Consider the following 19,558-nt stretch of genomic DNA (forward strand, 5'->3'; position numbering starts at 1 on the left):
ACATGACTGCATGGACTTTACTGGCGCAGCAGCCAGCGTATTTCATCACTCTGGCGGCGGTGCTGGGCCTGTTGCTCGGCAGCTTCATCAATGTGGTGGTGCATCGCCTGCCGATCATGCTGGAGCGCCAATGGCAGCGTGAAGCGCAGGAGGTGCTGGGGCTGCCAAGCGGTGAGCACGAGCGCTTCGACCTGTGCTTGCCCGCTTCACGCTGCCCGCATTGTGGGCACTCGATCCGCGCCTGGGAAAATATTCCGGTGTTGAGCTTCCTGGCCTTGCGCGGGCGCTGTTCGGCTTGCAAGCATCCGATCAGTTCGCGCTATCCCCTGGTCGAGGTGGGCTGCGCTTTGCTCTCGATGGTGGTGGCCTGGCATTACGGCGCGAGTGTCACGGCAATCGCCCTGCTGCTCTTTACCTGGAGCCTGTTGGCGCTGAGCCTGATCGACCATGACCAGCAAATCTTGCCGGATGTGCTGGTGCTGCCGACGCTCTGGCTGGGGCTGATCGTCAATGCCTTCGACACCGTGGTGCCGTTGTCCGATGCACTTTGGGGCGCAGTGGCTGGGTACCTCAGCCTGTGGACAGTTTACTGGGTGTTCAAACTGATCACCGGCAAGGAAGGCATGGGCTATGGCGATTTCAAGTTGCTGGCCATGCTGGGCGCCTGGGGCGGCTGGCAGGTATTACCCCTCACCATGATGTTGTCGTCGGTGGTCGGCGCGGTTGTCGGCCTGTGCCTGCTGCGCCTGCGCCAGCACTCGGTCGGCACGGCGATACCTTTTGGCCCTTATCTGGCGATTGCGGGGTGGATTGCTGTGCTCTGGGGTGATGAAATATACGCCTCCTACCTGCAACTGCTTGGATTCTGATGACCACTGCGGCGTTCACCCCCTGGATACTCGGCCTCACCGGCGGCATCGGCAGCGGCAAAAGTGCCGCCGCCGAGCGCTTCGTCGAGCTTGGCGTGCACCTGGTCGATGCTGACCAGGCGGCGCGCTGGGTGGTCGAACCTGGCCGCCCGGCCCTGGCCAGTATCGTCGAGCGCTTCGGCCCAGGCGTGCTGCAGGACGACGGCCAGCTCGATCGTGCGGCGCTGCGCCAGTTGATTTTCGCCGACCCGGCCCAGCGCAAATGGCTGGAACAGCTGCTGCACCCGCTGATTGGGCAGGAAATTTTCAGCTATTTGGCCAAGGCCGAGTCACCCTATGCGGTGTATGTGTCGCCGCTGCTGATCGAGTCTGGCCAGCACCAGAAGGTCCAGCGCGTGCTGGTGATCGATGCGCCAGCTGAACTCCAGGTAGCGCGAACCCTGGCGCGGGATAACACCAGTGCCGAGCAGGTGCAGGCGATTCTCAAGGCCCAGCTGGCCCGCGAGGAACGCTTGGGCCATGCCGATGACGTGGTGGTCAATGACGGCGACCTCGCCGGGCTTCATGAGCAGATTGACCGCCTGCACCACTTTTACCTGACTTTACGAGGAGGCCAGCCATGAGCCAGCCATTGACCGTCGACTGCCCGACCTGTGGCGCACCTGTGGAATGGAACGAGAAGAGCGCGTTCCGGCCGTTTTGTTCCGATCGCTGCAAGCTGATTGATCTGGGGGCCTGGGCGGCTGAGGAACACAAGATTCCGGTGGCGCCGGACTCCGAGGATGAGTTGTTTTCGGGGGATCTGGAGCCGCGGCACTGAGGTAAACAGTGCGTGCCTGTTCGAGCCTCTTCGCGGGCAAGCCCGCGAAGAGGCCGGCACAGCCAATGCAAGGCTATCGCTCATCATCCTTCCACGGCGCCTGTAGATACCGACTGCGGTTAAACGTCTCCAGCCACTCCGGGCTAAACACCACCAAAGCACTGATCACCATGCCGTTGATAAATGCCTCCGGAAACATCATCAGCCACAGGTAGCCTACAAAGTCGCTGAGCCACTCCGGCATCGCGAAAAGCCCATCCCACCACAGCACCCCCAGCGCCACGGGCACGCAGATCAATACGGTCAATGCCGCCGGAAAGAACCCCGAACAGAAGATATAAACGAACAGGTTACGCGGCTGCGCCCGTTCAACCAGAATGGCGCACACCTCGGTGATCAGCACCGGCAGGCCAATCAGCAGCAAGCCATTGACCCCGAGCGCCGCCAGGTCCTGACGCCCCAGCGCCAGCAGACCGAGCTGGGCAAGAAACCCGCCGAGCACCGCCAGCGGCCAGTCCAGCAGCAAGGTCACCGCCGTCATGCCGATGAAGTGATAGGACACGCCGGTATCGAAGTCGCGCCTCACCAACCACAGCGCAAACAGGCAGAACACCGTACCGAACAGCAGATGCTGCCGGCGGCTGTCGGCGAACAGCTCCAGCCAGCGGCTGCGGCTGGCCGCCCAGAGCAATAAAGGCACATAACCGAGCCAGCCGAGGGTAAGGCTAGTGTCGGACAAGACCTGCGCGCTGATCACCGATCGAATGCCCCTGTCGAGCCTGTGGATAAACTTGAGTCTAGACCCATTCAAAACAGCATCTTAACGTCATGATTTAGCGTCTAAGCTTGTCTGCATGGATGACTCAGACTACCTGCGCCTGCTTACCATCCAGGCCGAACAAGCCAACGCCTTCCTCTCCAATGCACGCAAATGGGAGCGGGAGCGTTGGGTATGCCAGCGCCTGCTGCAGGGGTTGAACATTCCCTATCGCGGCGAGGATTTCACGCCGGCCGGCCAGGAGCCGCCGGATGTGCTGTTCCGCGATGCCTCATTCGAAGTGTTTTTCGTGCTCGACGAGGGGCGTCGGCTCAACGACGAGTGGCGCGAAGAGCTGCAGCGGCGGCGCAGTGCCTTTTCCCTGGCCCAACTGGTGCGGCGTGAGGCGCGGCCCAGGCGCATCGCGGCCACTGAGCTGCTGGCGCGGCTGGCGCCGACCTTGCGCAAGAAGGCGCACAACTATCGTGAACGCGGGCTGGACCTGAGCGAGTTGGACATCATCGCCTTCGCCAGCCTCAAGCGCGAAGTGCTCGACCTCAACACCCACTTCCCGCCGCCCACCGAGTACCTGCGCCAGGGTTGGCGCTCGTTGTCGCTGGTCGGCCCGACCTTTGCCCGAGTGTTGTTCGCCCACCCCGACGCGCCGGACTTCCTGCGCGGCAACCTGGGGCGCAGCATCGTTTTCGACGTCGGCATCAGTCTTTGATCCAGTGCCGAGAGTCATTGCGATGGCGTACACTCGGCGCCAGGGACAGAAAGCTTTATCATTTACCTCAAGTACTTGCCCGAACGCTGTAGCGTTCCGGCAGTCACATACGTCTACCTGACGAGGCCCTACCATGACCAGCCGACTGAATCCTGAAGATCAGCGTCGTGTCGATGAGTACCTGCAAGCCCCCCAGCACCAAGTCGAGCGCAAGCCTTTCCGGCCGTGGCTGCTCCTTGTGCTGGTGCTGGCGGTGACCATCGGGTTGGGTCTCATCAGCCGCCTGTTGAGTGGACTGGTGCTATGAGCTGCCTTGCGCTCGCCCTCCCCTCCTGCAGTTTGCGGCCGGCCCTGAGGGCCACGAATTCCGTAAACCTTATGAGATATCCCCATGACTCATCGCATCGTGATTGTCGGCGGCGGCGCCGGCGGCCTGGAACTGGCGACCCGCCTGGGTAAAACCCTGGGCAAGCGCAAGCAGGCCGAGATCACCCTGGTCGACGCCAACCTCACGCACATCTGGAAGCCACTGCTGCACGAAGTGGCCGCCGGCTCGCTCAACTCCTCGGAAGACGAACTGAACTACGTGGCCCAGGCCAAGTGGAACCACTTCAACTTCCAGTTGGGGCGCATGAGTGGCCTGGACCGTGAAGGCAAACAGATCCAACTGGCCGCCACTCTCGATGAAGAGGGCCGCGAGCTGGTGCCCGCGCGCACCCTGAGCTACGACACCCTGGTGATCGCCGTGGGCAGCAACACCAACGACTTCGGCACCCTGGGCGCGGCGCAGCACTGCCTGTTCCTGGATACCCGCAAGCAGGCCGAGCGCTTCCACCAGCAATTGCTCAATCACTATCTGCGCGCCCATGCTGGCGACCAGGCCAGCGAGAAGATCAGCGTGGCCATTGTCGGCGCCGGTGCCACCGGTGTTGAGCTAGCGGCAGAGCTGCACCACGCCGCCCACGAGCTGGCCGCCTATGGCCTGGACCGCATCCAGCCCAAAGACATGCACATCACCGTGATCGAGGCTGGCCCGCGCGTGCTGCCGGCGCTGCCAGAACGCATCAGCGTGCCGGTGCACAAGACCCTGGAAAAACTTGGCGTGACGGTAATGACCAACGCTGCAGTCAGTGAGGTGACGGCTGATGGCCTGAAGACCGCCAGCGGCGAAGTGATCCAGGCCAGCCTGAAGGTCTGGGCGGCGGGCATTCGCGCACCGGGCTTCCTCAAGGACATCGACGGCCTGGAAACCAACCGTATCAACCAACTGGTGGTGCGCCCTACCCTGCAGACCACCCGCGACGATGACATCTTCGCCTTTGGCGACTGCGCCGCCTGCCCGCAGCCTGGCAGCGACCGCAACGTGCCGCCACGTGCCCAGGCGGCGCACCAGCAGGCCGAAATGCTGGCCAAGAGCCTGAAGGCACGGCTGGAGAACAAGCCGCTGCCGACCTACACCTACAAGGACTACGGTTCGCTGGTGTCGCTGTCGCGCTTCTCGGCGGTGGGTAACCTGATGGGCAACCTGATGGGCAGTGTGAAGCTGGAAGGCTGGTTGGCGCGGATGTTCTATGTGTCGTTGTACCGCATGCACCAGATGGCGCTGTATGGGTTCTTCCGCACGGCGATGATGATGCTGGGCAGCAAGATTGGCCGAGGTACGGAGCCGCGGCTGAAGCTGCACTGACGGTAGCGGGGCCGTCGTGGGAGCGGCTTCAGCCGCGAACACTGGCGAAGCCGGTGCCATTCACCGCGTTGCCTGTTTCGCGGCTAAAGCCGCTCCCACAGGCATCGCGCACTTTCTAGCTTTGCGCCGCACAAAGAAAAAGGGCATCTCATGCGAGATGCCCTTTTTACATGGTGGGTCGTGTAGGATTCGAACCTACGACCAATTGGTTAAAAGCCAACTGCTCTACCAACTGAGCTAACGACCCGAAAATGGTCGGGGTGAGGGGATTCGAACTCCTGACATCCTGCTCCCAAAGCAGGCGCGCTACCGGACTGCGCTACACCCCGGGTGTTACATAATAAAAAGGGCACCTCTACTGAGATGCCCTCTTTATATGGTGGGTCGTGTAGGATTCGAACCTACGACCAATTGGTTAAAAGCCAACTGCTCTACCAACTGAGCTAACGACCCGGAAAATGGTCGGGGTGAGGGGATTCGAACTCCTGACATCCTGCTCCCAAAGCAGGCGCGCTACCGGACTGCGCTACACCCCGAGTGGCTCCGCGACCTGGACTCGAACCAGGGACCCAATGATTAACAGTCATTTGCTCTACCGACTGAGCTATCGCGGAACTGAACTTCGGTACATCTTTACTGCTTCGAAGTCTGTGTTAGCTTCGATCTCTTCAGCTTCGCTGCTTTCGCTTTGTCGCTGCTGAGGCCGGCTATTCTACATTCTTCGTTTTGCTTGTCAACCCCTTTTTTTCATTCAACTTACTGATTTGTAAGTTGTTTTGCGATCGCCGATGTTGCTGGTGATTCGCTTAGTGGCTGACAACGCGGCGTATATTAGGGGCACTCGTTTTCTGATGCAAGCAGAAATTTCAAAATTTTCAGCAAGTTATGCAATAAAGTCTTCAAGCCCCGATTTTACTGGGCCCTTGCGGGATCACCCGGCGAAAAAAAGCCCCGCCGAAGCGGGGCTCATGATGCAGCTACTTATGCAAAGACGATTTCTTCGCCTTCCACCTTGGCCGTGATCGCGGTGCCGGGCAGGAATTTGCCGGCCAGGATCAGTTGCGCCAGCGGGTTCTCGATCCAGCGCTGGATCGCCCGCTTCAGCGGCCGTGCGCCATACACCGGGTCGTAACCCACGGCAATCAACTTGTCCAACGCCTCCGGGCTCAGGCTCAGTGCGAGTTCGCGTTCGGCCAGGCGGCTGCGCAGGCGGCCCAGCTGGATCTCGGTGATACCGGCGATCTGCTCGCGGCCCAGCGGTTCGAATACCACCACTTCGTCGATCCGGTTGATGAACTCAGGACGGAAGTGCGCCCCTACCGCATCCATCACCGCCGCACGCTGTGCTTCACGATCACCGGCCAGTTCCTGAATCTGCGCCGAGCCCAGGTTGGAGGTCATCACGATCACGGTGTTGCGGAAGTCCACGGTGCGGCCATGGCTGTCGGTCAGGCGGCCATCCTCGAGCACCTGCAGCAGCACGTTGAACACATCCGGGTGGGCCTTCTCCACCTCGTCCAGCAGCACCACCGAGTAAGGCTTGCGGCGCACGGCTTCGGTCAGGTAACCGCCCTCTTCATAACCCACATACCCTGGCGGAGCACCTATCAGGCGAGCCACGGAGTGTTTCTCCATGAACTCGGACATGTCGATGCGCACCATGGCCTCTTCGGTATCGAACAGGAACTCGGCCAGCGCCTTGCACAGTTCGGTCTTGCCCACGCCGGTCGGGCCGAGGAACAGGAACGAACCACTTGGCCGGTTCGGGTCGGACAGGCCGGCGCGCGAGCGGCGCACGGCGTTGGCCACGGCGGTGACGGCTTCATGCTGACCGATCACGCGCTGGTGCAGCAGGTCTTCCATCTTCAGCAGCTTCTCACGCTCGCCTTCGAGCATCTTGGACACCGGGATGCCGGTCCACTTGGACACCACTTCGGCAATTTCTTCCTCGGTGACCTTGTTGCGCAGCAGCTGGTTGTCCGTCTTGCCATGCTGGTCGACCATCTGCAGGCTGCGCTCCAGGTCCGGGATCACCCCGTACTGCAGCTCGGCCATGCGGCTCAGGTCGCCTTTGCGACGGGCAGCTTCCAGCTCCTGGCGGGCCTGCTCGATCTTTTGCTGGATCTGCGCCGAGCCCTGCACTTCCGCTTTTTCGGACGCCCAGATTTCTTCCAGGTCGGAATACTCGCGCTCCAGGCGCTCGATTTCTTCCTGGAGTTTTTCCAGGCGTTTTTTCGCCGCTTCGTCTTCTTCTTTCTTCAGCGCCTGGGATTCCACCTTCAGCTGGATCAGGCGACGGTCGAGGCGGTCGAGCACTTCCGGCTTGGAGTCGATCTCCATGCGGATGCGGCTGGCCGCTTCGTCGACCAGGTCGATCGCCTTGTCCGGTAGCTGGCGGTCGGTGATGTAGCGATGGCTGAGCTTGGCCGCGGCAATGATAGCGCCGTCGGTGATGGCCACCTTGTGGTGCACTTCATAGCGTTCTTTCAGGCCACGCAGGATGGCGATGGTGTCCTCCTCGCTCGGCTCCTCCACCAGCACCTTCTGGAAGCGACGCTCCAGTGCGGCGTCCTTCTCGATGAACTGGCGGTACTCGTTGAGCGTGGTGGCACCGACGCAATGCAGCTCGCCACGGGCCAGGGCCGGCTTGAGCATGTTGCCGGCGTCCATGGCGCCCTCGCCTTTACCGGCGCCGACCATGGTGTGCAGCTCGTCGATGAACAGGATGATCTGGCCTTCCTGCTTCGACAGCTCGTTGAGCAGCGACTTTAGGCGCTCTTCGAACTCGCCGCGGTACTTGGCACCCGCGATCAGCGCGCCCATGTCCAGCGCCAGCAGGCGTTTGCCTTTGAGGCCGTCGGGCACTTCGCCGTTGATGATGCGTTGAGCCAGGCCTTCAGCAATGGCGGTCTTGCCCACGCCGGGTTCACCGATCAACACCGGGTTGTTCTTGGTACGGCGCTGCAGCACCTGAATGGTGCGGCGGATTTCGTCGTCACGGCCAATCACCGGGTCGAGCTTGCCGTCTTCGGCACGCTTGGTCAGGTCGACGGTGTACTTGTCCAACGCCTGGCGCGATTCTTCGGCGTTGGCGTCGTTCACCGCTGCGCCGCCGCGCAGATTGTTGATGGCGTTTTCCAGGGCCTTCTTGCTCACGCCCTGGCTCAGCAGCAGCTTGCCGAGCTTGCTGTTCTCGTCCATGGCGGCGAGCAGCACCAGCTCGCTGGAAATGAACTGGTCACCTTTCTGCTGGGCCAGGCGGTCGGCCTGGTTGAGCAGGCGCGCCAGGTCCTGCGACATGTTCACGTCGCCGGTCGGGTTCTGGATTTTCGGCAGCTGGTCGAGTTCTTTCACCAGCGTCTGGCGCAGGCTGTTGATGTCGAAGCCGACCTGCATCAGCAGCGGCTTGATCGAACCACCTTGCTGCTCGATCAGCGCCTGCAGCAGGTGCAGGGGCTCGATGGCGGGGTGGTCCATGCCGACGGCCAGGGACTGGGCATCGGATATGGCTAATTGAAGTTTGCTGGTCAAACGGTCTATTCGCATGGGAGTACCTTCCTTTAAAGGGCAGGTCGGAGCGATGGACAGCGCCTGTTCATGAAGAAACCTGCCTGAGATGCCCTTATAGATAAGGGTGATTCTGGAAGATTCAAGCGTAGCGGGGTTGACCGGGGTCAGTCGGATGGATTAGCGGGGGGCCAGCCAGATCAGCGAAGCAAAGCGCCCACCCTGCGGGGTGCGGCGATAGGAGAAGAACCGCTCATCACTGACCGTGCACAAACCGCCGCCGTACACGGCAGTCACGCCACGCGCCGCCAGGCGAATGCGCGCCAGTTTGTAGATGTCGGCCATCAGCTTGCCCGGGCGCTCACCCTCGACAAAGGCCTCTGCAGCCTCCGGGTGCATGACCGTGAAGGCATCACGCACCTCCAGGCCCACTTCGAACGCCTGCGGGCCGATCGCCGGGCCGAGCCATACCAGTACGTCTTCAGGTGGCAATGCCAAGCGATCGAGGGTGGCTTCCAGCACGCCACCGGCCAACCCGCGCCAGCCGGCATGGGCTGCCGCCACACGGGTACCGGCGCGGTCGCAGAACAGCACGGGCAGGCAGTCGGCCGTCATCACGGTACAGGCAATGCCGGGCTGGTCGGTCCAGCTGGCGTCGGCTTCGGCGACCACGGACGGGTCGGCATCCGCCACCACCAAGCCATGCACCTGCTTGAGCCAGGCGGGCAGGATGGCGAATTCATCGCTCAGGCGGCGGCGATTCTCGGCGACCGCCTGCGGCGCGTCGCCGACGTGGTCGCCCAGATTGAAGGATTCGTAGGGCGGCAGGCTGATGCCGCCCTGACGGGTGGTGACGCAGGCGCGAACCGAGGCCGGGGCAGGCCAGTCGGGGAACAGCAGCGACTGCGCCAGGCTACTCATCCGATAAAGCTCTCGCGGTCCTGGTTGAGCAGCGACAGTAGCCAGGTGAAATCATCTGGCAGTGGCGATTCCCACTTCATCACTTCACCGGTGATGGGGTGGCGCAGCGCCAGGAAACGCGCGTGCAGCGCCTGGCGCGGGAAGGTCTTGACCGCCTCGACCATGGCCACGCTGGCCGCCGGCGGAATGCGGAAACGCACGCCGTACGTCTGGTCGCCGACCAGCGGATAACCGACATGCGCCATGTGCACGCGGATCTGGTGGGTCCGGCCGGTTTCCAGCTTGACCCGCACATGGGTGTGCGAACGGAAGCGCTTGAGCACCCGGTAGTGGCTGACCGCCGGCTTGCCACCGTCGGTCACCGCCATGCGCTGACGCAGGCCACCGTGACGGCCGATTGGGGCGTCGATCTTGCCACCGGCGATCACCACCCCGACCACGATGCATTCGTAGATACGGCTGACGGAGCGGCTCTGCAGCTGCTCGACCAGGTTGGTCTGCGCCTGCAGGGTCTTGGCGACGACCATCAGACCGGTGGTGTCTTTGTCCAGGCGATGAACGATACCGGCACGCGGCACGTTGATGATATCTGGCACGTGGTGCAGCAAGGCATTGAGCAGCGTACCGCTGGCGTGACCGGCGGCCGGGTGAACGACCAGCCCGGCAGGCTTGTTGATCACCATGATGTGGTCGTCTTCATAGACGATATCCAGCTCGATGTCTTCGGCGACCCAGTCGCCCTGGGCCTCTTGCTCGGCCTCCAGGGCCAGCAGCGAGCCACCATGCACGGTGTCACGCGGGCGCACGACGGCGCCATCGACCGTCAGGCGGCCCTCTTTGATCCACGTAGTAAGCCGCGAACGCGAGTATTCAGCGAACAATTGGGCGGCGACCTGGTCGAGGCGTTGACCGCCCAGTTCGGACGGTACCTCTGCGCTAAGTTGAATGATCTCGGACATGCTCGATTCGGCGGGCGTACAGCCTTTGGTTTCGGCTGCACGCTTGTGGTTAAATACGGCTTCTTTTGTCCCGGGGTTGGCCGGGGCGCTCATCATAACAGGACGGCACCGCCCAAGACAGCGGCCGTCAAAGGGACGCAAGCCGCCATGCAAGTGAAACACCTGCTGCTGATCGCCATCCTCGGGCTTACCGCGGCCTGTTCCTCGAATAAAGAGGTCATTGACGAGAACCTCAGCGAGACCGAGCTGTACCAGCAAGCTCAGGCCGACCTGGACAACTCCAGCTACAACAGCGCCGTGAACAAGCTCAAGGCCCTGGAGTCGCGCTACCCGTTCGGCCGTTATGCCGACCAGGCGCAGCTGGAGCTGATCTACGCCAACTACAAGAACTCCGAGCCCGAGGCCGCCAAGTCGGCTGCCGAGCGTTTCATCCGCCTGCACCCGCAGCACCCGAACGTCGACTACGCCTACTACCTCAAGGGCCTGACTTCGTTTGACCAGGACCGTGGCCTGCTGGCGCGTTTCCTGCCGCTGGACATGACCAAGCGTGACCCGGGCGCCGCGCGTGACTCGTACAACGAGTTCGCCCAGCTGACCAGCCGCTTCCCCAACAGCCGCTACGCGCCGGACGCCAAGCAGCGCATGATCTACCTGCGCAACCTGCTGGCTTCCTATGAAATCCACGTGGCCGACTACTACCTGAGCCGCCAGGCTTATGTAGCTGCCGCCAACCGTGGCCGCTACGTGGTCGAGAACTTCCAGGAAACCCCGTCGGTCGGCGACGGCCTGGCAGTGATGGTCGAGGCGTACCAGAAGATGCACCTGGACGAGCTGGCTGCCACCAGCCTGGAAACCCTCAAGCTCAACTACCCGAATCACCCGAGCCTGGTCGATGGCGAATTCCAGCCCAAGCAGGCCGAGTCTGATGGCCGTGGCTGGCTGTCCAAGGCCACCCTGGGCCTGATCGAAACCGACACGCCACTGCCGCCGGGTGAAACCCGCGCCAACCAGGACGTGGTCCGCCAGTTCCAGGACGCCCGCGCCGAGATGCCGCAGGACCTGCTGCCGAAAGACGAAAACGGCGACCCGATCCTGCCGGAAGGGCCGAAAGAAGCCGAGAAAGACCGCTCGTGGTTCAGCTACATGACCTTTGGTCTGTTCGACTGATTCACCGGGGTACAAGAAAGGGAGGCCTGAGGCCTCCCTTTTTTATTGGCCGCGCCCTAGACTGTCGGCTTCTTCTCTCGACAAGCTGAACACCATGGTTCGCCTACTTTTCTGGATCGCCCTGATCGCCGCCGCGTTCTGGCTGTGGCGCAAATTCAAGATCAGCCAGCAATCGCCGTCCAAGCCAAAACTCGACGCGCCGTTGCAGATGGTGCGCTGCGCCCATTGCGGCGTGCACCTGCCCAATGACCGGGCGCTACACCGAGGCAATGAGTGGTATTGCAGCCCGGCGCATCTGGAGCAAGGGCCAGGGCGGCAAGGCTGAACGCACTGCGGTCAAGATGTTCTATGCCGGATCGAGCGTTTTTGCGTATCCGGCTTTACAAAGCGAATTTAGCCCCGTATTGTAAAAAACTAATTTGCAACCATAAGTTGCAAGCAGTACTCCTACCACCGCGTTCAAAAAATGTGGTGCCGCTTTAGGTGATAGAAAATTATGACGTGATTGCAGTATCTGAAAACTGGAGCTTCTTTATGCATGATGCATATAGTGTCACCCCGCCTCGCACCTCCCCCGCCACCGTTTTTAAACGGCCCCCACCGATACAACTCCACTTTGTCTTGCGCCTCTGATATCTGAGCCACGGCCGCCGCTGCCCTGCACGCATTGATTTCTGCGAGCACGGGTAGATTTTTCTGTGGTCGTCAATTGGCAAACTGCGCCATATCACTAGCGGCCTTGGCCGTTAAGTATCGAACTGCCAACCTTCCATGGTTTGGCAGATAGGCATCTATTAACCGGATTTAACATGAATAATAAAGACTTATTGGATGAGTCTGTACGCATCAGAGAAAGCTATTCGGCATTACCCTTGCAAGCCTTTTGGACATGGCTAACCGGGAAAGAACTACGCGGCCGCCAGCCACGCTGGTCAACGTCACCTGTTGAATGCCTGATTTGGTCCTGCATTTGGCTGTTGGGTGGCTTTGCAGCGTCGCTGCTGGTTGTGCTTGAGGACTACCACCCCCTCTGGTTGATCCCATCGGTCATCTTCACCGCAGGGGGAGCCCGCTACATTGTCGCAACTATTATCCACCATGCCGTTCATCACACGCTGTTCGCCAGCCCACTGAAAAACCGCATCCTTTCGGAAATCCTGTCGACCATCACGGTTGTCCAGCCCTATGACATCTATCGACAGTTTCACGTGTTTGAACACCATGGCAGCGATTTTTCCACCACGGGCGACCAAGATCTGGCTGCGATTTATCGCATGGGACTGACCCCAGGCAAGACAGTGGCCGAGTTAAAAATGATCCTGTTCCTACAGTGCATCAACCCGGTTTTTCATCTCAAATTTCTGTTTGGACGCCTCAAGTCAAACCTCATCGGGCCGCCGCTCTATCGCATCCTGATGAGCGTTGCCTGGTTTGGGGCTTTAACCGCACTGGCCCAAACCATCGGCATCGAAGCATTCTGTTTGGCCGTACTGTTGCCTTTGGTACTGGTCTATCAAGTCTGTTCGATCCTGCACCTAGTGACCGAGCATGTCTGGGTCATTCGCAAGGCGGGTGAAACAGTGAAGTCCTCCCACGTCAACAACAGCCTGGGCCGTTTCTGCGGTGAAGCCACCCCCTGCGGCAGCAGTTGGGTAACCCTTACCCCCATGTGGGTCCTGTGGACAGTTCGTCACCTGTTCTGGCACCTGCCTTGCCGGATCCTGTTCGTACAGGGCTCCCTCGCCGTGCACGACTGGCATCATCGACATGGCGGAAAGCGCAACTGGCCAGATTCAATTCAGGCAAGGGAAGAAGAAATCATCAAGCATGCCAACGCTGGAGAGTATTCCTACACCGACATATGGGGCTTCGCCAATGCCCTGGAATACACCTTGAGCGGCATCAGTAACTCCGAAGAAATCATCGATCTTAGCAACATACGCTATCGCCTCAACTGACAGACTCTTTCAAGACAAGGACTTCAAATGCACGCCGTTGCCGAACGCACTGTCGAATGTGAAAACCCGCTAAATATCGTTGATGGCTATCGCTTCATCGCTAGCGACTACTATATGCAGTCCATCAGCGAGGCAGACTTAAGCGACTTCCGCGCCTTCTATCATTCGCAAGTATCCGAAGACCCCTATGCGCCTGCCGTGCGAGACCGCGGCATGATTAAAATCGTCTTCAATCCCTTTACCTGCGACCTGCAACTCGCAACGAATCAGAGTTACTTCCAATCTTACGGCGCGAATGATTCGGACGGCGGTAAAGTTCGCGTATTCCCCGCTATCTGCCCATCGCTTGTCAGCAACAAGACATTTGTCCACATCCTCAATCAAGACGCCGAACTGATGCGCATCTACTGTGAGCGACAGGGCCGCACTTCGCTAAATCTCAGTGTTCACTTCATCCGTTACAAGGCAGAGCAAGGCGGCGCTTCCTATAGTTCACCTGTCTGGCTGCACCTCGATGATGAACCCTTGGTGTTCATCCACCTGGTGGAACTCACCGCCAATGCGCTAGGCGCCGATAATGTGATCTCTGGTATGGACAACAAGCCCACCAACGTACTGCGGCTGGTAGCGCCTTTCGATACCTTGGTGGTGGACACCATGAAGAAGCACGCCGTCACGCCTCTGGGGTCGTCAGGAGGCACGGCCTACCGGGACGTGATGTTGATCAACCTGGAAGCGGATCTGCAACAGAAGTAAACAGCCTACCGGAGTAGTAGACCTTGAGTGCAATAACAGAAGAGAAGCAAGGGCGTTTGGCCATGATCCTGGCCATGATCATTTCGGGGACCATCGGTTTCTTCGTGGTGTCCTCAGACCAAAGCCCATTCAATGTGGTGTTCTTTCGCTGCGCGATCGGCGGCAGTGGGCTCATCCTGTATTGCCTCTGCAAAGGCTTCTACCGCTCGTTGCGAATCACCCAGCGGCAAGGTATCTACTTGCTGCTGGGGGCGCTGACTCTCATCTTCAACTGGGTATTCCTTTTTACGGCTTACAAACTCACCAGCATCGGCATCACTACCATCATCTATCATCTGCAGCCCTTCTTCCTCTTGTTCAGCAGCATGCTGTTGATGAAAGAACGCGTGAAGCGCTCAAACCTGTTGTGGCTGACGCTGGCCTTCATCGGCCTTGTTGTCATCATCAGACCCGAGCAGGCCAGCCTCGACGAGCGCTTCCTGCTAGGCTGCCTCAGTGCGATGGCAGCCGCAATTCTCTATGCGATAACAACGCTGCTGACTCGCCAGATTGCTAATGAAATGCGCCCGGAAGTCATCGCCAGCAGCCACATGATCGTTGGCACCCTGGTGTTTCTGTTCATTGCCGACCTCACCGTGTTGCCCACTACCACAGCGCATTGGGGTGCCATCGCAACACTCGGCCTGTTCCACACCACGTTCATGTACCTGCTGCTATACACCGCATTCAAGAAAGCAACCACCACCAGCCTGGCAGTGTTCGGTTTCGTTTACCCATTGGTGGCACTCATCGTTGATTACTTTGCCTTCGGTCACATCATTAGTATCAGCCAGGGTTTGGGCGCTGTACTGATCCTGGCATCGGGGCTCGCCTACAACCACGGCATGGTCATCCACGCGCTCGAAAAACGCGCTGGCTGTACACCCCCGGATGCGCCAGACATGGAGGGCAGCAAGCAATGAGTACCGACTATGTCAAACGCATCTTGCGGGCAAGGGTATATGACGTGGCTCACAAGACTGCCCTACAGGATGCGCCGCAGTTATCGGCGCAGCTGAATAACCGGATACTACTCAAGCGCGAGGATCTGCAACCGGTCTATTCGTTCAAGCTGCGCGGTGCATATAACAAACTGGCCAACATGACTGTCGAGCAGCGCCAGCGAGGAGTGATTACCGCATCGGCGGGCAATCATGCCCAAGGGCTTGCCTTGGCTGCGCTGGCCATGGGCTGCCCGGCAACCATCGTCATGCCGATAACCACACCCGCTATCAAGGTCAAAGGTGTACGTTCCCGTGGTGCCACCGTAGTGCTGCATGGCGAAACATTTGCCTGCGCGCTGGCCTATGCATTAAGCCTGTGCAAACAGCAGGATCTGACGTTCGTTCACCCCTACGATGATCCGGATGTCATCGCCGGCCAAGGGACCGTAGGCGTGGAAATCCTCGAACAACTTCCAGAGCCCGATGCGATCTTCGTACCGGTCGGCGGTGGCGGGCTGATTGCCGGCATCGCCGCCTACATCAAGTATGCACGCCCGCAAACACTGATCATCGGGGTTGAGCCGGAGGACTCCAACTGCCTCCAAAAAGCACTGCAGGCAGGTGAACGAATAACGCTGTCACAGGTCGACAAATTTGCCGACGGTGTTGCCGTCAATCAAATCGGTCGTTACCCCTTCGAGCTGTGCCAAACCCATGTGGACCACGTCATTACGGTGAGCAACGACGAGATCTGCGCGGCTATCAAGGCAGTGTTCGAGGATACCCGATCCATACTCGAGCCCTCGGGCGCCTTGGCTGTTGCGGGAATCAAGCGTTACGTGGCAACTACCCGCTGCGTCGGCAAACAACTGGTTGCCGTCAACTCGGGGGCCAATATCAATTTCGACCGGCTGAGTCACGTGGCCGAGCGAGCCGAACTGGGTCGAGGCAAGGAGATCCTCTGCGCTGTAACCCTTTCGGATCTTAAAGGCAGCTTCTGGTCGTTATGCGAGCTGCTGGAGGGGCACGCGATCACCGAGTTGAGTCTGCGCAGCCAGGACGGCCCCGATGCGCAGGTACTTCTGGGGGTTCGAACCGACCCGCAGAATCCGGGCCAGGTACCGTTGTTACGCATGCTCAGCTCCTTTGGTTTCGAGGTCCGAGATCTAACCGCGAACGAATGCGCAAAACAGCATGTCCGTCATATGGTCGGCGGGCGCAACGCTGATGCACGCGATGAAGTAGTGCTCAGTTTCGAGTTCCCTGAAAGACCGGGGGCGCTGTTCCGGTTCCTGGAAAATCTGGACATGCGCTGGGCCATTTCCATGTTCCATTACCGCCACCACGGTATAGCGCAAGGCTACGTACTTATTGGGCTGAATGTTCCCCAGGCCGAGAGGGTGAACATGTGCAGTGTGCTCGACGGACTTGGCTACCCCTATCACGATGAGACGTCAAACCCGGCATACAGCCTGTTTCTTGGCCCCCCCACCGATGAACAAGGCCGGCTCCACGAGACCACGCATCAGCATCAAGTCCTGGAGCCGGTCCCGGCCATCGGTTGCTCCTTCTAAATACGGCCTTGGGGGTCGTAAGCAGCAGGCGCAATTGCCGGGGGTTGCCCAGTCATCAGGTCCGCCAGCAACTGGCATGAGGCAGGCGCCAATACCAACCCATTACGGTAATGCCCGCAGTTCAGCCACAGACCTGCGTGCTCCCGGACCGGACCGATGAAAGGAATACCTTCCGGCGACCCTGGTCGCAACCCTGCCCAGTGCGCCACGACCGTGGCGTCCTTGAGCGCTGGTAGCAGTTCGATGGCGGAAGCCTTGAGGCTTGCCAGCGCATCTTCGGTCGGCGTCTTGTCATACCCGGCATGTTCCAGCGTACTCCCCACCAGAATATGCCCGTCACGTCGCGGAATCGCGTAGCGCCCCTTGGCCAGCACCATGCTCGGCAAAAAGTCCTCGGCACACTTGAACAGAATCATCTGGCCCTTTACCGGCTCCACCGGCAGCTCAAGGCCTAGCGTGCGCAGCAGGTCACCGCTCCAGGCGCCAGCACTGAGCACCACCTCATCGGCCTGCAACGCGCCGTCTTGCGTCTGCACGCCAGTGACACGCCCACCCTCCTGAACGAACCCGGTGATCTGGCAGTGTTCGCGCAAGGTCACGTTGGGCAATGCCAGCAGCGCCGCCTTGAGCGATTTCACCAGCCGCGGGTTGCGCACATTGGCCACACCGGCCATGTAGATGGCGTGTTTGAAGCCAGGACCCAGCACCGGGACAGCGTCGTAGGCTGCAGAGATATCCACCGCGCTCAGTGGCCGCCGCTCGCGATCAGCCCAGGCCAGGGCCTCGGCCTCGTCGTCCAGGTCAAGCCAGTACAAGCCGGTGGTGTAGACTTCGGGGTCGACGCCGGTGCTGGCGAACAGGCGCTCGCCCAGCTGTGGATAAAAATCCTGCGACCAGTGCGCCAGGGCGGTTACTGCCGGGCTGTAACGCCACGGGTATAACGGCGAGACGATACCGCCGCCGGCCCAGGACGACTCGCGCCCCACTTCGCCCTGATCGCACACCACCACCTGGCCAACCTTCGCCGCCAGGTTGAACGCCGTCAGCAGGCCGATCACCCCGCCACCGACCACCACTACTCGCTTGCTCATCTGTCGATCCAACACCTGAAGTAAAACCGCGATGCACGTGCATCATTCAACCTTCAGCTTCCCCAACAGCGCTCGCTGGCCTCGGTGCCGCCAGGATTGCTCTGCACGCCAGCCTGGTCGAGCTGAAAATCGCCACAGCGGTCCTCGGCCATCAGGCCATGCGGCAGCCGCCGTGCGCGAAGCGTGAAAGTGTCGCTGCCGCGTTCGGCCTGCAGGCTGTAGTAACGGTTGGCGGTGGGCAATGCCGGGTCGCCCTCGGCGTACTGGCCGGTGCGCACGCGATGGCGCTCCAGGCGCAAGGCGGCGTCATGCAACAGGCCAACCACTTCGCTGCGTGCGGCTCGCCTGAGCTGGTCGCTGTAACTGGGGTAGGCAATGGCTGCCAGAATGCCGGTGACGGCTACGACAATCAACAACTCGATCAGACTCAGGCCTTGCTGCATGTCAGTCTTCCTTCAGTCTTTGTCGCCAGAGAATGCGCTGGGGCGCTTGCGCTTGAGCGGCCGGGACGGCATAGACCGTTTCCAGTACTTGCCTTGCCGCGAGCTGCCGACTGACGGCCGTGACGCGGTACAGCGTGACAGGCTCGCCCTCCGGCATGTGAAGGGCACGCGTGCTTACGCCCAGATTTTGCAGTTGAAAGAAGCCGGCATTGCTGGCTTGCCATTGCCCTTCCAGTTCATGGGGGCGCGCAGGTGGCAGGCAGACCTGACACAAGGCTGGCGGCGCACGTAGCACTTCGTCCTCAGCGGCCTGCAATGTGGCCTCTGCCTGCTCGAAGGCTTGTAAGCCGTCGCGCAAGTAGCCGCTCATGCGTGTCTCCAGCAGCGCATCACGCAGAGCGGATGCCGCCAGCAGGCCTAGCAACAGGCTCAGGACCAGCGCCAGCAGAAGTACCACGCCACGCTGACGCTTCATGGTTGGGCCTGCGGGTTGCGGACTGCCACGCTGAGGTCGTAGTGCTGCTCGATCTCCAACGTCGGCTCGTACAACGTCAGTGCGATATCGACTCGCCCGCCTTCAAGCGTTTGCACGTGCTCGAAACGTAGCTCGCGCACATGGTCTATCAGCGGCTGGAAGTTGTCCTTCCCTCGCTTGAAAGACAGCGTGGTCCCCGAGAGTCGATAGATATGTCGGCTGACCGCATACGACAAAAGTCGGTCAGTGCTTTTGTCCAGGTTCTCGCCAACCAGCACGTCGCGGATGCAGTCCGTTTGCAACGTCCACTCCGGCGCCCCGGCGTATCCGGGAAGCTCTGCCACAGTCAGGGTCAGGTTGGTTGAGCGTACTTGCAAAGGCTGGGCAAAGGCAGCGCGCGAGGCGGAATCCTTGAAGTCACCCGGCTTCAGGCGCAAGCAACCGAACATGCCAGCCATGCGGATATCCTGGGCGATGCGCAGCAACACCAGCCGGGCGTCTGCCTGCATGAGTAGCGCCGCGCCCTGCAACCGCCAGCTCTGGTGGGCCGAAACGAAAATCCGGCTGGCTGCCGTGAGCAGCATCAGCCCAATGGCAAGCGCCAGCATGGCTTCGACCAGGCCGAAGCCTCTGTGCCTTCGCCTCATGGCTGGCGCACCGTGCCTGCAGCCCTGGCCCGCTCATGCAGGCTGTGCGCGGCCAGCGCCCCTTGTACCTCTCGATGCCCCGCCTCGGTGGCTTGCAGTGCCTGGATCTGCAATGCCGCTGCGGCGAACATCCCCGCACCCACCACCCCCACAGCCAATAATACTTCCAAGAGCGTCATGCCCCGTTGCCTTGCGTGCATCCCTGCACCTCCTGCGA

20 protein-coding genes, 5 tRNA genes and 1 pseudogene are annotated in these 19,558 nt (G+C 60.6%); 12 read left to right on the forward strand and 14 right to left on the reverse strand.

Annotation, left to right across the window (positions count from 1 at the left end; genetic code table 11):
- Nucleotides 1–2 precede the first annotated feature (2 nt).
- From ACIQUF_RS11140 to yacG, 3 genes are read left to right on the forward strand one after another with little or no spacing between them, the layout of a single operon-like run.
- A complete protein-coding gene (locus ACIQUF_RS11140) occupies nt 3–869 on the forward strand; it encodes a prepilin peptidase (protein WP_403131336.1) in 867 nt (288 codons plus the stop codon).
- On the forward strand, nt 869–1,492 hold the full coding sequence (coaE, locus tag ACIQUF_RS11145) for a dephospho-CoA kinase (RefSeq protein ID WP_403131338.1): 624 nt from the start codon (nt 869–871) through the stop codon (nt 1,490–1,492). The genes ACIQUF_RS11140 and coaE overlap by 1 nt, the downstream gene beginning before the upstream one ends.
- Nucleotides 1,489–1,689: a DNA gyrase inhibitor YacG gene (gene yacG / locus ACIQUF_RS11150; RefSeq protein ID WP_167059234.1), complete on the forward strand. Its 201-nt coding sequence runs from the start codon at nt 1,489–1,491 to the stop codon at nt 1,687–1,689. The genes coaE and yacG overlap by 4 nt, the downstream gene beginning before the upstream one ends.
- 73 nt (nt 1,690–1,762) lie before the next feature.
- On the opposite strand, the gene ACIQUF_RS11155 is transcribed toward yacG, so the two are convergent.
- Nucleotides 1,763–2,446 carry an energy-coupling factor ABC transporter permease gene (locus ACIQUF_RS11155; protein WP_403131341.1) on the reverse strand — a complete coding sequence of 228 codons (684 nt, stop codon included), beginning with the start codon at nt 2,444–2,446 and terminating at the stop codon, nt 1,763–1,765.
- Nucleotides 2,447–2,543: 97 nt separating this feature from the next.
- Between ACIQUF_RS11155 and ACIQUF_RS11160 the strand changes: the two genes are divergently transcribed.
- From ACIQUF_RS11160 to ACIQUF_RS11170, 3 genes are all read left to right on the forward strand, one after another.
- Nucleotides 2,544–3,173: a DUF1780 domain-containing protein gene (locus ACIQUF_RS11160; protein ID WP_403131343.1), complete on the forward strand. Its 630-nt coding sequence runs from the start codon at nt 2,544–2,546 to the stop codon at nt 3,171–3,173.
- Between the two features lie 133 nt (nt 3,174–3,306).
- Nucleotides 3,307–3,480, forward strand: a complete 174-nt coding sequence (locus ACIQUF_RS11165) for a DUF3094 domain-containing protein (protein ID WP_346615901.1) — start codon at nt 3,307–3,309, stop codon at nt 3,478–3,480.
- A gap of 84 nt (nt 3,481–3,564) precedes the next feature.
- On the forward strand, nt 3,565–4,860 hold the full coding sequence (locus ACIQUF_RS11170) for an NAD(P)/FAD-dependent oxidoreductase (protein ID WP_400798007.1): 1,296 nt from the start codon (nt 3,565–3,567) through the stop codon (nt 4,858–4,860).
- 171 nt (nt 4,861–5,031) lie between these two features.
- Here ACIQUF_RS11170 and ACIQUF_RS11175 read toward each other — a convergent pair.
- From ACIQUF_RS11175 to rluD, 8 genes are all read right to left on the reverse strand, one after another.
- A tRNA-Lys gene (locus ACIQUF_RS11175) sits at nt 5,032–5,107 on the reverse strand.
- A 5-nt stretch (nt 5,108–5,112) separates the two neighbouring features.
- Nucleotides 5,113–5,189, reverse strand: a tRNA-Pro gene (locus ACIQUF_RS11180).
- Nucleotides 5,190–5,237: 48 nt separating this feature from the next.
- Nucleotides 5,238–5,313: transfer RNA gene (locus tag ACIQUF_RS11185), tRNA-Lys, on the reverse strand.
- A gap of 6 nt (nt 5,314–5,319) precedes the next feature.
- A tRNA-Pro gene (locus ACIQUF_RS11190) sits at nt 5,320–5,396 on the reverse strand.
- A 2-nt stretch (nt 5,397–5,398) separates the two neighbouring features.
- A tRNA-Asn gene (locus ACIQUF_RS11195) sits at nt 5,399–5,474 on the reverse strand.
- A 367-nt stretch (nt 5,475–5,841) separates the two neighbouring features.
- Entirely contained in the window at nt 5,842–8,406 is a 2,565-nt protein-coding gene (clpB, locus tag ACIQUF_RS11200) for an ATP-dependent chaperone ClpB (protein ID WP_400798010.1), read from the reverse strand.
- Nucleotides 8,407–8,547: 141 nt separating this feature from the next.
- Nucleotides 8,548–9,288 (reverse strand): peptidoglycan editing factor PgeF, encoded by a 741-nt coding sequence (gene pgeF, locus ACIQUF_RS11205; RefSeq protein ID WP_403131346.1) that lies wholly within the window; start codon nt 9,286–9,288, stop codon nt 8,548–8,550.
- Entirely contained in the window at nt 9,285–10,247 is a 963-nt protein-coding gene (rluD, locus tag ACIQUF_RS11210; protein ID WP_403131348.1) for a 23S rRNA pseudouridine(1911/1915/1917) synthase RluD, read from the reverse strand. Before rluD ends, pgeF begins: the two co-directional genes overlap by 4 nt.
- Nucleotides 10,248–10,394: 147 nt before the next feature.
- Between rluD and ACIQUF_RS11215 the strand changes: the two genes are divergently transcribed.
- The 6 genes and pseudogenes from ACIQUF_RS11215 to ilvA all read left to right on the forward strand — a co-directional run.
- Nucleotides 10,395–11,414: an outer membrane protein assembly factor BamD gene (locus tag ACIQUF_RS11215; protein ID WP_403131350.1), complete on the forward strand. Its 1,020-nt coding sequence runs from the start codon at nt 10,395–10,397 to the stop codon at nt 11,412–11,414.
- 94 nt (nt 11,415–11,508) lie between these two features.
- Complete coding sequence (locus ACIQUF_RS11220; RefSeq protein ID WP_403131352.1) at nt 11,509–11,739, forward strand: PP0621 family protein; 231 nt, start codon at nt 11,509–11,511, stop codon at nt 11,737–11,739.
- A gap of 484 nt (nt 11,740–12,223) precedes the next feature.
- Nucleotides 12,224–13,372, forward strand: a complete 1,149-nt coding sequence (locus ACIQUF_RS11225) for a fatty acid desaturase (RefSeq protein WP_403131354.1) — start codon at nt 12,224–12,226, stop codon at nt 13,370–13,372.
- 27 nt (nt 13,373–13,399) lie between these two features.
- Entirely contained in the window at nt 13,400–14,128 is a 729-nt protein-coding gene (locus ACIQUF_RS11230; protein WP_403131355.1) for a 2OG-Fe dioxygenase family protein, read from the forward strand.
- Nucleotides 14,129–14,190: 62 nt separating this feature from the next.
- Nucleotides 14,191–15,090 carry a DMT family transporter gene (locus tag ACIQUF_RS11235; protein WP_403131357.1) on the forward strand — a complete coding sequence of 300 codons (900 nt, stop codon included), beginning with the start codon at nt 14,191–14,193 and terminating at the stop codon, nt 15,088–15,090.
- Nucleotides 15,087–16,595, forward strand: a pseudogene (ilvA, locus tag ACIQUF_RS11240) (threonine ammonia-lyase, biosynthetic); the annotation flags it as partial. The gene ACIQUF_RS11235 and the pseudogene ilvA, both read left to right, overlap by 4 nt.
- Nucleotides 16,596–16,681: 86 nt before the next feature.
- Here the strand turns inward: ilvA and thiO are convergent.
- From thiO to ACIQUF_RS11265, 5 genes are read right to left on the reverse strand one after another with little or no spacing between them, the layout of a single operon-like run.
- Nucleotides 16,682–17,776, reverse strand: a complete 1,095-nt coding sequence (gene thiO / locus ACIQUF_RS11245) for a glycine oxidase ThiO (protein ID WP_403131358.1) — start codon at nt 17,774–17,776, stop codon at nt 16,682–16,684.
- Between the two features lie 53 nt (nt 17,777–17,829).
- Entirely contained in the window at nt 17,830–18,219 is a 390-nt protein-coding gene (locus tag ACIQUF_RS11250) for a type IV pilin protein (RefSeq protein ID WP_403131359.1), read from the reverse strand.
- A 1-nt stretch (nt 18,220) separates the two neighbouring features.
- Nucleotides 18,221–18,694 (reverse strand): hypothetical protein, encoded by a 474-nt coding sequence (locus tag ACIQUF_RS11255; RefSeq protein ID WP_403131360.1) that lies wholly within the window; start codon nt 18,692–18,694, stop codon nt 18,221–18,223.
- Nucleotides 18,691–19,341 carry a PilW family protein gene (locus tag ACIQUF_RS11260; RefSeq protein WP_403131361.1) on the reverse strand — a complete coding sequence of 217 codons (651 nt, stop codon included), beginning with the start codon at nt 19,339–19,341 and terminating at the stop codon, nt 18,691–18,693. The genes ACIQUF_RS11255 and ACIQUF_RS11260 overlap by 4 nt, the downstream gene beginning before the upstream one ends.
- Nucleotides 19,338–19,541, reverse strand: coding sequence for a prepilin-type N-terminal cleavage/methylation domain-containing protein (locus ACIQUF_RS11265; protein ID WP_403131363.1), 204 nt, complete (start codon nt 19,539–19,541; stop codon nt 19,338–19,340). Before ACIQUF_RS11265 ends, ACIQUF_RS11260 begins: the two co-directional genes overlap by 4 nt.
- Between the last annotated feature and the right edge of the window lie 17 nt (nt 19,542–19,558).

The organism is Pseudomonas sp. NPDC090233 (genome assembly GCF_044772285.1).
GTDB lineage: Bacteria > Pseudomonadota > Gammaproteobacteria > Pseudomonadales > Pseudomonadaceae > Aquipseudomonas.